Origin of the sequence: Caballeronia sp. SL2Y3 (assembly GCF_022879575.1) — a bacterium.
Lineage (GTDB): Bacteria > Pseudomonadota > Gammaproteobacteria > Burkholderiales > Burkholderiaceae > Caballeronia.
Window position 1 is genome coordinate 97,251 of the sequence record NZ_CP084262.1, and the last position, 12,183, is coordinate 109,433.

Annotated in this window: 10 protein-coding genes; 6 read left to right on the forward strand and 4 right to left on the reverse strand. The window is 60.3% G+C overall.

The genetic code is table 11. The features are described from left to right. Nucleotides 1-2 precede the first annotated feature (2 nt). From LDZ26_RS19470 to LDZ26_RS19480, 3 genes are all read right to left on the reverse strand, one after another. The gene (locus tag LDZ26_RS19470; RefSeq protein ID WP_244850896.1) at nt 3-1,583 is read right to left on the reverse strand and encodes a diguanylate cyclase; all 1,581 of its coding nucleotides are present in this window, start codon (nt 1,581-1,583) and stop codon (nt 3-5) included. Nucleotides 1,584-1,821: 238 nt separating this feature from the next. Continuing rightward, nucleotides 1,822-2,676, reverse strand: coding sequence for a hypothetical protein (locus tag LDZ26_RS19475; RefSeq protein ID WP_244850897.1), 855 nt, complete (start codon nt 2,674-2,676; stop codon nt 1,822-1,824). A 264-nt stretch (nt 2,677-2,940) separates the two neighbouring features. Further along, nucleotides 2,941-4,041, reverse strand: a complete 1,101-nt coding sequence (locus LDZ26_RS19480) for a tartrate dehydrogenase (protein ID WP_244850898.1) — start codon at nt 4,039-4,041, stop codon at nt 2,941-2,943. Nucleotides 4,042-4,310: 269 nt separating this feature from the next. Between LDZ26_RS19480 and LDZ26_RS19485 the strand changes: the two genes are divergently transcribed. The 4 genes from LDZ26_RS19485 to LDZ26_RS19500 are packed head-to-tail and all read left to right on the forward strand — an operon-like array spanning nt 4,311 to nt 8,580. Then, nucleotides 4,311-5,549 (forward strand): efflux RND transporter periplasmic adaptor subunit, encoded by a 1,239-nt coding sequence (locus LDZ26_RS19485; RefSeq protein ID WP_244851094.1) that lies wholly within the window; start codon nt 4,311-4,313, stop codon nt 5,547-5,549. Nucleotide 5,550: 1 nt separating this feature from the next. Beyond that, nucleotides 5,551-6,243: an ABC transporter ATP-binding protein gene (locus LDZ26_RS19490; RefSeq protein WP_244850899.1), complete on the forward strand. Its 693-nt coding sequence runs from the start codon at nt 5,551-5,553 to the stop codon at nt 6,241-6,243. 3 nt (nt 6,244-6,246) lie between these two features. After that, nucleotides 6,247-7,401 carry an ABC transporter permease gene (locus LDZ26_RS19495; protein WP_244850900.1) on the forward strand — a complete coding sequence of 385 codons (1,155 nt, stop codon included), beginning with the start codon at nt 6,247-6,249 and terminating at the stop codon, nt 7,399-7,401. Nucleotides 7,402-7,413: 12 nt separating this feature from the next. Further along, nucleotides 7,414-8,580: an ABC transporter permease gene (locus LDZ26_RS19500; protein WP_244850901.1), complete on the forward strand. Its 1,167-nt coding sequence runs from the start codon at nt 7,414-7,416 to the stop codon at nt 8,578-8,580. Here the strand turns inward: LDZ26_RS19500 and LDZ26_RS19505 are convergent. Next, complete coding sequence (locus LDZ26_RS19505) at nt 8,577-9,215, reverse strand: DUF2278 family protein (RefSeq protein ID WP_244850902.1); 639 nt, start codon at nt 9,213-9,215, stop codon at nt 8,577-8,579. The genes LDZ26_RS19500 and LDZ26_RS19505 overlap by 4 nt on opposite strands. Nucleotides 9,216-9,474: 259 nt before the next feature. Here LDZ26_RS19505 and LDZ26_RS19510 point away from each other — a divergent pair, with 259 nt between their 5' ends. After that, the gene (locus LDZ26_RS19510; RefSeq protein ID WP_244850903.1) at nt 9,475-11,802 is read left to right on the forward strand and encodes a TonB-dependent receptor; all 2,328 of its coding nucleotides are present in this window, start codon (nt 9,475-9,477) and stop codon (nt 11,800-11,802) included. 85 nt (nt 11,803-11,887) lie between these two features. Then, nucleotides 11,888-12,175, forward strand: a complete 288-nt coding sequence (locus LDZ26_RS19515) for a hypothetical protein (RefSeq protein ID WP_244850904.1) — start codon at nt 11,888-11,890, stop codon at nt 12,173-12,175. Nucleotides 12,176-12,183: the final 8 nt, after the last annotated feature.

The following is a 12,183-nucleotide window of genomic DNA, read 5'->3' on the forward strand; positions in this document are numbered from 1 at the left end:
GCCTACGCGTTGCCGCTCGCCATGCTGTTTTCGTGAACCGCACGATTACGGCCGGCGCCTTTCGCGCGATAAAGCGCGGCATCGGCGCTGTTGAGCAGCTTGAGCGCATCGTCGCCTTGACGCGGATGAACCGTTGCACATCCGATGCTGATCGTGAGCACGCCCTTCAGCGACCTGCTGTTCGGGATGGCAAGTGACTCGACCTTGGCGCGCAGGCGCTCGGCGAAGACGACTGCTGCAGGCGCGGAAGTGCCGGGCAGCACGATCACGAATTCCTCGCCGCCGTAACGCGCGACGATATCGCCGGGCCGCTGGGCGGCATTCTGCATGCAATCGGCAACTGCCACGAGCGCATCGTCGCCCATCGCGTGACCGTAGGTGTCGTTATAGAACTTGAAGTGATCGACATCGACGAAGAGTGCCGAGATGGGATAGTCGGCGCGGCGTGCGCGACGCCACTCTTCGCCGAGACGTCGATCGAGCGCGCGACGGTTGCTCAGGCCCGTCAGCGAGTCCGTGCCGGCGAGGCGCTGCAACTTCTCGAGCGCCATGGCGCGCGAACGCAGCGAGATCGCGAGTAGCCAGGAAATGGCCACGAAGCCGCCGCCGAACGTCAGCGTCAGGCCGCCGATGACCGTGCTGCGTTCGCGCCAGCCTGCGAGCACGTCGTCTTCGGCGGGTGCGACCGCGGCGATCAAATTCGTACCGGGCACGCGCACGAAGGTGTACAGGCGGCGCACGCCATCGAGCGGAGAAGTGGAAATGTAGGAGCCGGAGCTTTCCTCCTTCATCGAGGCAAACGTCGGCGATGCCGATACGTTGTTCGCTCCGTCGCGAGGCAGCGGCGGCTTGCGGGCAAGCATGAGACCGTCGCGCTGCACAATGAATACCGATCCCGAGCGTCCAACGTTCACGCGCGACAGCAAGGAATCGAAGTAGCTGACGTTCATCGCAATGACCGCGACTCCTGCGAAAGAGCCGTCGGGCGCGTTGATGCGCCGGCTCAACGCGAGAGAGCGTTGACCGCTGCGCAGACGGGAACGGTACGGGCCGGAAATGTAAAGCCCGACGTCTGGCCGCTCGACGTGGACCTTGAAGTAGTCGCGGTCGTTGAACAGGAGATCGGCATGACCGGAAGGATCGCGTTCGTCGACGATGCGCCCTTGCGCATTCATCACGAAGGCGCCGCCGATGTAGCTCACGGCCGTCGCGCCGTCGAAAAGGACCAGCCGGCGCAGTTCCGGGGACAGGCCGGTCACGATTGGATTTTGCATGCCACTTACGATGGATCGCAACGACAGATCGCTCGACTCGATACTGCGTGCAATGTCGGCGCTCAGCGTGGCCACCACGTTCGACGATGCGTCGTGCGCGTTCTGCAGCGCCTGTGCGCGACCTTGCCATAGAGCGGCGAACGACAGCACGGCCATCGAAAACGCCACTGCGGTGCCGATCGCGCCCGCGAGGAGTGGAAAGCGCGAGAAGACGTCGGCTATGCGCACCCATGCATGAGTATTTCGGCGAAACAGCCGTCGCCGGACGGCTCTGCCGCTCTGACGCATGGCCTTGAATCTACGTGGCATTCATCTCTCCGTGACGCGAGCGCGTCCCGATTGATCCGCTGCGCGCATGCCTAGCGCTGGGGATGTTCGGGTGCAGCACTCTTACGTATGCAGTCGTCAGCGAACCTGCGCGTTCGCACTTTCGGATTGTAGATGGGTGCCGGCACGTTTCGACCTTGCTTCGGTCTTTTGCATGCACTTCGAGAAGTGAAGCTAACAGCCGCCGGCTTTTGCATAAGTTTTGTCTACCGGCGGGTGTCTATTTGCCAAGACGCAGACGCCTTGTGATGACCGTGCCGTCGTTCCGGTCCACCAGCCAGAGCGCATCGATGCGACCGTGCAACGTCGATGTTCTCCTCGTAATGTCCGTGGGTTCTTCGTCGGTCGGCTCGCTGTGTTCCGTCCGGTCCGAGAGATACGGTGGCTCGAGTGAGCAGACGATGACGATCGCGAAGTCATCGCTGCCACGTGATGCGTCGAACGTTGGTACGACGGCTCGCCCCCGCACGGTAGTTTTGGCGCGCTCGCCAGTTTCGAGCTGGATCGTGTCGATGGTCTGAACGAACCCCTTTGCCTTGGCTTCGGGTGCGATCACCAGCTTGCGTCCGCTCTGCCCGTGGACCTGGCGTTTCAGGAGGATGGCGTCCCGCTGGTCGGGCGCGGCAAGCGATACATCGATCGACAGAAGTTTCTTTTTGGATTCGAAACGCACGCCGTAGGCCGCAGGAATAACGAATACAAAAGTTCTGTCCGGACGGGATGCGTCGTTGATCGACGACCGGTGCCCGGTTGCAACAAAGGGCCGCGACAGAAAGCTGCGAACACGACTGCTCACGGATGGGTTCGACGTTGCAACCTGCTGCCCGGGATTCGTCGCCGCCGCCAACGAATCTCGCACATGCTCGGGATCGTCGCCTGCGAAATGAGGCGGCAGCGATTCGGCAGAAAGAATACCGGCGGCGGTGGCGCTCGGGGCGCTTGCGGCAAGCCCTGCGCTCCCAGCACTCCCTTGCGCTGCGCTGCGCGCCGCTTGCGCATGTAAAGCGATCGACAGGCAGAGCGCCGTGCCAGCAGCGCGAGCCACGGTGTTGCGGCCTGATAGTGAAAAAGACACGTACCTACCCCTGGCAAACGTCGCCGAGTCACGGAGAAGCGGCTATCTTAAAATAAAAGCAGGGGAATCGGCCGCGCCGTTTGCATTTCGAACTTTGCATGCAACTAAGCAGGTCGGCCATGCGGTTGTGTGCTCCACGGTGGAGAGCCAAAGGAGGCTCACTGGGTGCGACTCAATGGCGGACAAGGGAAGAAGCGGCGTCCCCGACTGTCGCCGGCCCCGACTGGCCTCACGCGTCGGACAGCCGCATTCGCCTGGACGAGGCTAGTCGTTCCGCCGCTGCATTGAGTCAACCCCGCCGCGCTCGATGAACGCGCACACTGCGGCCGTCACTTGCGCAGTCGTCGCGTTGCCGCCGAGATCGCCCGTGTGCAACGATCTGTCCGCCGTCGCGGCTTCGATCGCGGCCATCACTCGCTGCGCCGCTTCGGATTCTCCGAGATGCTCGAGCAGCATCACGACCGACCAGAATGTGCCGATCGGATTGGCCAGACCCTTGCCCATGATGTCAAATGCCGAGCCGTGGATCGGCTCGAACATGGACGGATAGCGGCGCTCGGGGTCGATGTTGCCGGTCGGCGCAATGCCCAGACTGCCCGCCAGCGCGGCTGCGAGATCGCTGAGAATATCGGCATGCAGATTCGTCGCGACGATGGTGTCCAGCGTCGCGGGGCGGTTCACCATGCGCGCGGTCGCGGCATCGACGAGTTCCTTGTCCCACGTCACGTCGCTGAATTCCTCCGCGCCTTGCTGCGCGATTTCGTCCCACATCACCATGGCGTGACGCTGCGCATTGCTCTTCGTGATGACGGTCAAATGCTTGCGGGGACGCGACTGCGCAAGTTTGAATGCAAAACGCATGATTCGCTCGACGCCAGCGCGCGTCATGATTGAAACGTCGGTCGCGGCTTCGAGCGGATGACCCTGATGCACTCGCCCGCCGACACCCGAGTACTCGCCCTCCGAATTTTCACGAACGATGACCCAGTCCAGGTCCTTCGGTCCGCAGTGTTTGAGCGGCGCGTCGATGCCTGGCAGGATGCGCGTCGGGCGGACGTTCGCGTACTGATCGAGGCCCTGGCAGATGCGCAGGCGCAGGCCCCATAGCGTGATGTGATCCGGCACGCCCGGATCTCCTGCCGAGCCGAAGAGGATGGCGTCTTTGTTGCGAAGCGCGTCGAGGCCATCGCTAGGCATCATGACGCCGTGCCGACGGTAGTAGTCGGCGCCCCAATCGAAGTTTTCGACTTCGAATACAAAATTACCCGTGCTGCGAGCGAGCGTTTCAAGAACCTGTCGTCCGGCGGGCACGACTTCCTTGCCGATGCCGTCACCAGGAATGGTCGCAATGCGATATGTCTTCAACTCTTTCTCCTGATCCGTCGAATTTCAACGTTACCCACGTTATCGATTGCCAGCCTTAGAAGCCGCGCATCAGCCCGCGAAACCTCGACATAGTCGCTATGGGCGGTCGAGCATTCTGCATGCAGAATGCCACGAGTCGCGCCTGCATTGCGAAGCCGATCATAAACCGCAGGCGTGAGCGAAAGCACCTGTAAGCTCCGGCGCTATACTGAGCATCCCTTCACCGCAACACGCGCCGGACTGCTGCCTCAGGCAGCCATCTCTCAGGCATCCAACGGCGCTTACGTCAGAAATTGGCTGAACACGACCTAGAAAAGTTAAGAATTGATCGGACAACAGGTCCGGGCGCCTTGGCGCCGCGGAGGCGGCGCAACTGGCTCCGCTACGCGGTCGTCCTGGTCCTCGTTCTCGTGCTGATCGGCGCCGCTCTTCGGTTTGCCGGGCCGCAGACTGTCGAGACGACCACCGTGACGTCCGTGTACCCATCGCAGAGCTTTACCATTTTGAATGCAACCGGTTATGTTGTGCCGCAGCGGAAGGCGGCAGTCGCATCCAAGGCACAAGGGCGCGTCGAATGGCTCGGCGTACTCGAGGGGACGCCGGTGAAGGAAGGGCAGATCATTGCGCGGCTCGAGAGCGCGGATGTGGCCGCGGCGCTCGCTCAGGCGCAGGCACAAGTGAAAGTCGCTCAAGCGAATCTGCAGTTGCAACGGGCCGAACTCGAGAATGCATCAGCCAATCTGAAGCGTTCACTCGTGCTCGCTCCACACGGCGCAATCTCCGCTTCCCAATACGACGCCGACCGCTCGCGTTTCGATAAGGCGAAAGCGTCGATCAACAGCGAGCAAGCGGCCATTCAATCTGCGCAGGCGAATGCGCGCGCGGCTCAGGTCGCCGTTGATCAGACGGTGATTCGCGCACCGTTCGATGGCGTCGTGATCGAGAAACACGCGAACGTCGGCGACAACATCACGCCGTTCTCGTCCGCATCGGACAGCAAGGGGGCGGTCGTCACCATTGCAGACATGAAGACGCTCGAAGTCGAAGCCGATGTGGCGGAATCGAACATCGGACATATCACCGTCGATCAACCCTGCGAGATTCAACTCGACGCGTTGCCGGAGACGCGTTTTGCGGGCCGTGTATCGCGCATCGTGCCGACCGTCGATCGCTCGAAAGCCACGGTGCTCGTGAAGGTGCGTTTCGTCGAACGCGATGAGCGCGTGCTTCCCGATATGAGCGCGAAAGTCGCTTTTCTCTCGAAGCCAGTGCCCTCGGATCAGAGGAAAGCCGTCGTGGCCGTGCAGCCCGCTGCGATCGTCACACGCGAGGGCAAAAAGGTGGTGTATAGGGTCGACAACGACAAAGTGCGCGAAGTGCCGGTGACAACGGGCGAGCGCATCGGCGACGTGTTGGCCGTTTCGGGCGTAAAGCCTGGCGATACGCTCGTGCTCGCGCCCGGCGACAAGATCAAAAACGGCGCGAGCGTCACCGTGGCGAAGAAATAGCGTGACCACAGCGCCATTGATTCAGATCAGCCACGTCGCGAAGTCGTACCGGCGCGGCGTGCAAACGGTACCCGTGCTGACCGACATTACCCTGTCCATTGCCGAGGGCGACTTTGTCGCGCTGATGGGGCCGTCAGGTTCGGGCAAGAGCACGTTGCTCAATCTCATTGCCGGCATCGACCGGCCGGACAGCGGCGAGCTGCGCGTCGGCGGGCTCGACATTACCCGCTTGCCCGAGGCGGCGCTCGCGGACTGGCGCGCATCGAATGTCGGCTTCATCTTCCAGTTCTATAACCTGATGCCGGTGCTTTCCGCTTTCGAGAACGTCGAGCTTCCGCTGATGCTTACGCGCCTTTCGCGTGCAGAGCGGCGCGAGCGTGTCGCGATGGTGCTCGACATGGTGAACATGAGCGAGCGCATGAGCCATTATCCGTCGGAGCTTTCGGGCGGGCAGCAGCAACGCGTCGCGATCGCGCGTGCGGTCGTGACCGATCCGAAGCTGATCGTCGCTGACGAACCGACGGGTGACCTCGACCGCACGTCCGCGTCCGAAGTGCTGACCATGTTGCAGCGTCTGAACGATCGCCTCGGAAAAACGATCATCATGGTGACGCACGACGCGCACGCGGCGAACGCAGCGAGAAAGCTCGTGCATCTGGAGAAGGGCGAACTCATCGATGCCGAGGCGCGCTGACACATGTATGCGCTCAAGCTGATTCTTCGCAATGCGACGCGCCATCGATTACGTACTGCGTTGACCGTCCTCGGCTTGACCATTGCCGTGCTCGCGTATGGTTTGCTCTATACGGTCGTCGATGCTTGGTATGCCGGTGCGGCGGCTGCATCCAACGCGAGGCTCGTCACGCGCAATGCAATATCACTCGTATTCCCGCTGCCGCTCGCCTACGAGAACCGCATTCGCGGCGTCGAGGGCGTCACGATGGTTGCGCGCTCGAACTGGTTCGGCGGCATCTACCGGGACCCGAAGAATTTCTTTGCGCAGTTCGCCGTATCCGACAATTACCTCGACCTCTACCCGGAGTTGGTCATAACGCCGCAAGCGCGCGCCGACTACCGTCGCGATCGCAAAGGCTGTCTCATCGGACGTCAGCTTGCGACGCAATACGGCTTCAAAGTGGGTGATGTCATTCCTCTCAAGGGCACCATCTATCCGGGCACGTGGGACTTCGTCGTGCGCGGCATCATGGAAGGGCGCGACGAATCCACCATTACGCGGCAGCTCGTCTTTCACTGGGAATATCTCAACGAAACGATTCGAAAGACCACGAAGCGCAACGTGGATCAAGTGGGCGTATATGTCGTCGGCATCGACGATCCTGATAATGGCGCGACGGTTTCCCGTAACATCGATGCGGTTTTCAAGAACTCGCTAGCGGAGACGTTGACCGAAACGGAACAGGCCTTTCAGCTCGGCTTTGTCGCGATGTCGAATCAGATCATCGCGGCGATACGCGTAGTGTCGTATGTAGTCATCCTTATTATCATGGCGGTGATGGCGAATGCCATGGCGATGAGTGCGCGCGAGCGTACAGTCGAGTACGCGACGCTCAAGGCGCTCGGCTTCGGCCCCGCGTTTCTCTCGACACTGGTGTTCGGCGAATCGCTCGCGATTTGTGCGATCGGCGGCGGCATTGGCATACTGGCCACCCCGCCTGCCGCCGTAGTATTCCAGCATGCGACGGGCGGCGTGTTTCCAGTCTTCAAGGTGTCGCACGAAACGATGCTGTTGCAGGGCGCATGCGCATTCGTGATTGCGCTTTCAGCGGCGATCGTGCCGGCGGTGCAGGCTAGCCGCGTGCGTATCGTCGAAGGCCTGCGGGCAATTGGTTGAGGACATACGGCGATGGCCATTCCCGTCACCTACGTCGCACGCAACCTATGGGCGCGCCGTCTCACGACGCTTCTGACCGCTAGCGGCCTCGCGCTCGTCGTGTTCGTTTTTGCCACCGTGCTGATGCTGGACGCGGGCCTCAAAAAGACGCTCGTCTCCACGGGAGAGCGCGATAACGTGGTGGTGATCCGCAAGGGCGCGGAGACGGAGATACAGAGTTCCGTCGATCGCGCGCAAGCGAACGTGATGGAGATGCATCCGTCGGTCGCGAGGAATGGCGATGGTCAGCCTCTCGCTTCGAAGGAAACTGTCGTGCTGATCTCTCTCATCAAGCTCGGTGCGAATACGCCTGCCAACGTAGTGATACGCGGCGTTTCCCCGATGGGTGTCGAATTGCGCCCGCAGGTGAAGCTGTCGGCAGGGCGCATGTTCAGGCGTGGATCGTCGGAAATCATCGTGGGCAGCAATATCGCGAAGGGGTTCGCCGGTACACGCATCGGCGACCACTTGCGGTTTGCGCAACGCGACTGGACCATAGTCGGTCATTTCGATGCGGGCGGCAGCGGCTTCGACTCCGAGATATGGGGCGATGTCGATCAACTCATGCAGTCGTTTCGCCGAACCAGTTACTCGTCGATGGTCGTGCGCCTCGTTCGCAGCGACGCGCTAGAACGCTTCAGGACCGACATCGACACAGACCCGCGCCTCGCGGACGAAGCCAAGCGCGAGCAGGTCTTTTATGGCGATCAGTCGAAGGCGCTGTCGACGTTCATCAACATACTCGGCTTCACTCTCTCGATCATCTTCTCGATTGCAGCGATGATCGGGGCGATGATCACGATGTATGCGTCGGTCGCCAATCGCGTGGCCGAGATCGGGACCCTGCGTGCGCTCGGCTTCAAGCGGTTCGACGTTCTGCTCGCGTTCTTGCTGGAGGCGCTGTTGCTCGGCCTCGTGGGCGGCATGGCGGGCTTATGCTGCGCTTCCTTGATGCAGTTCGCCTCGTTCTCGACAACCAACTTCCAGACGTTTTCCGACCTGTCGTTCCGTTTCATGCTTACGCCTGCAGTGGTATTCCAGACTGTCGTCTTCTCGCTCGTCATGGGTATCGTAGGCGGCTTTCTGCCCGCGCTCAGGGCATCGAAAATGAATATCGTCGATGCGTTGAGAGCGCATTAAACCGGCTGCACGGGATTGCCGTTGTCATCGGTCTTAGTCGTCTGCGTTGCAAAGCGGACGAAAAGGGCAAACGTCTCGCCGCCTGCGAAGCGAATGAAAAGCGCGCCGTCACCGTTGATGCGATTATCGTCCGCGAATTTGCCTGAGTTGCCCTGCATCATATGAATATCGTGTACGCCGCGGCCAAGCGAGAAGGCGAGCGGCTCACGTGTCGCATAGTCGTCGAACTTGTCACCGACGGCGAGCACCACCGCTTGCTTATCGTTCTTCGCGCGCTGTATCTGTCCGTCGAGAAGGGCGGACATCGTGCTGCCTTTACCATCTGCCGCGATGGGTCTCATCTGATCCAGCGGGAAGAGATCATCGCGTAGATAGTCGAGTCCCTCACCTTGCTTGCCTGTGGCGAGCGGCGTGAAACCGTGCGATCCCGACATGCGTCCGGATATGCCGAGTTTCGTATCGTTCGTGTAATGGTTGCTGTTGTAGGCGAGCACTTCGCTGCCTTCCACCGAACGGATATTGACTGCAACGCGATACGGGGTACCGGCCGCATCGACGAGAATCTCGTAATGCGGTGAATTGCCGTCAGGGTTCTCTTTGCCATCGGTAATGCGTCCGACGAGCGCGCCGTACACATACTTCGATGTTGCCGGGCGGAAGCGTTCGATCATTCTCCAGTCCTTGCGTTGTCGGTTGAGACGGCTCTACCCATGTTATCGCAGTTCACCGAAGCGGCGGACGACGACTTCTGTTCGCATCGAGTTGTCGCCTTCGGGCGAGATTCCCAGCGCGATCGGGAAAAAGTCCCGGCGCGCGCAGCGTTCGTCATGCGACTCTTTCAAAGTCGGAACAGCTCGCGTGCATCTTGACAAAATAAAATGACAGGAGACGACGATGAGGAGCAATTCCTGCACCTTTATTCAGGAGCGTTCGCTAACGCTCCGCGCGAGATATAAGTTGGCGATCGGCGGCGCGCTGGCGAGCATGACTGCGGGGGCATGGGCGCAAGCCGCGAGCGCGCCCGACGCGACGTCCACTGCGAACACAGAGTTGCCGACGATCGTAGTCGTTGGAACGACTCCGCTCGTGGGCGTCGGCACTCCGCTGGAGAAGGTGCCTGCTAATGTCCAAACCATCAAGGGCAGTGAACTTCAAGCGCAGCATACGTCCACCACGTCGACCATGGCGGATTACATGCAGAGAAATGTGACGAGCGTGGACACCAACGACGCACAGGGCAACCCTTCCCAAACCGACATTCTCTATCGCGGATTCACTGCTTCCCCTTTGCTGGGCACGCCACAGGGTTTGTCGGTCTTTCTCGATGGCGTGCGAGTGAATGAACCCTTCGGCGATGTGGTCAATTGGGATCTGATTCCGCAAGCGGCAATTCAGACGATGCAGATCATCCCGGGCTCGAACCCGACGTTCGGACTCAATACGCTCGGTGGCGCGGTGGCGGTCACGACGAAGAACGGCCGCAGTAATCCTGGGGGGAATGTCGATGTGAGCGGCGGATCGTGGGGAAGGAAGGCGGCGCAGATCGAACAGGGCGGTGCGATTGGCGGTCATCTCGACTATTACTTCACGGCCAACATCACGAATGACAACGGCTGGGCCGAGCACAATGCGAGCCGTTTGCGTCAGGCATTCGCAAAACTGCGCTATACCGATGCGGATACCACGGTGTCGCTGTCGATGGGCGGCGCCGACAATACGCTCAACGGATCTCAAACCATCCCCAGGTCGTTTCTCGACAACTTCCGTCAGGCGTACACCTATCCGGACACGAACGAGAACCAACTCGGTTATATCACGATCAATGCCGAGCACTATCTCTCGGCCAACGTGGAACTGAGTGGAAACGTCTATTACCGGCACTATCGCAACAAGAACACGAGCAGCAACGTCAATGACGACTACAACCCGGGGACGGGGGGCGGCGATGATATCTACCTCGTACAGGCGACCAACCAGCAATCCGTCGTACTGACTGACAGTTATGGCGCGAGCCTTCAACTTACCGTGCTGAACAAGCTATTCGGCAAGGACAACCAACTCGTTCTCGGAGCGGCAGGCGACTTCGCCAACACGCACTTCACCCAAGCGACGCAGCCGGCGGAATTTACGGACACTCGCGCGACGCTTGGCATAGGCCCGTTCGTTCCCGGCACGAACGCCAGGACACGCAACGAGAACTGGGGCATCTACTTCGAGAACACTTTCTCTTTCACCGAGCAATGGTCGATGACGCTGGCGGGTCGATATAACTGGGCCAAAGCGACTATCGGCGACGAAAGCGGCGTGCAGCCCTTGCTCGACGGAAATCACACGTTCTCGCGTTTCAACCCCGCGATTGGCTTCAACTGGAACCCGACGCCATGGCTTACCGCGTACGCCACGTACAACGAAGGCATGCGCTCGCCTACTGCTATCGAACTCGCTTGCGCGGACCCGAATGCACCTTGCTCTCTACCGAATGACTTCATTGCAGACCCGGACCTCAAGCCTGTGATCTCGCGTACATTCGAAGTCGGTGCTCGGGGCCGCATCGGCAGCGCGACGACCTGGAGCGCTGCGGCATACAGCACGACGCTGTCCGATGATATTCAGTTCGTCAGTAGCCAAGGCGCGTCGAGCACGCTCGGGTATTTCCAGAACGTGGGAAAGACGCGTCGCCAGGGCTTCGAACTCGCGGGGCGGACGCAATGGGGGCCTTTGGGTGTCGGCGCGAGCTATGGATATGTCGACGCGACCTATCGCTCGACGTGGGTCGAGCATAGCCCGAGCAACTCGAGCGCAGACGGTAGCGGCAACATTACCGTGCATTCGGGCGACCGCATTCCGGGCATCCCCTCTAATACCGTGAAGCTTCGTGTCGATTACACCCCGGTCTCACGATGGAATGTCGGTAGCAACCTGACTTACCGTAGCAATATCTTTGCGCGCGGGGACGAGAACAATCAGGACGCGAATGGCAGCGTCGCAGGCTACTTCTTGATTGACTTCGACACGACTTATAACGTGACGAAGCAATTGCAGATCTATGCAACCGTGAAAAATCTTTTGAACAAGCGCTATGCGAGCTTTGCCATTCTCGGAGAGAACGCTTTCAATGGACCTAACCATACATTCAGCGGAACCGATGCGACGAGTGAACAATTCCTGGGCGTAGGGGCGCCGCGTGGCGTTTGGGTAGGGCTTCGCTACGCGTGGAAGTAATGTGTGACGCGTGCGGTCGCTGCCTGATAACGGCGGCCATCGTGAGCCGTGCTATTGTGAGGAGATCCGACAGTAACGAACCCGCATGCGTAGCCATATGATCAATGGCGCAGCCAGATCGGCGCTCGACGCGCAGATCGTGGACTTCGTGTCGAAGCACGCGACCTGCATGCCAGGGCCGCGCGGCGGCATGCGTGTCGGCATCAAGAATGAATCAGGGGCGCTCTATCGAATCATTGCAGCGGAAGGCATGATAGATATGATTCGTATCGACAAGTTTTTGCTCCGCATGGGGTGCACGGAGGAATTCACAGACGCATTTGATGCGTTGTATCGCGTTCCCCAACCTGTCCATCCAAACGAAGCCCCGTAGAACAACGC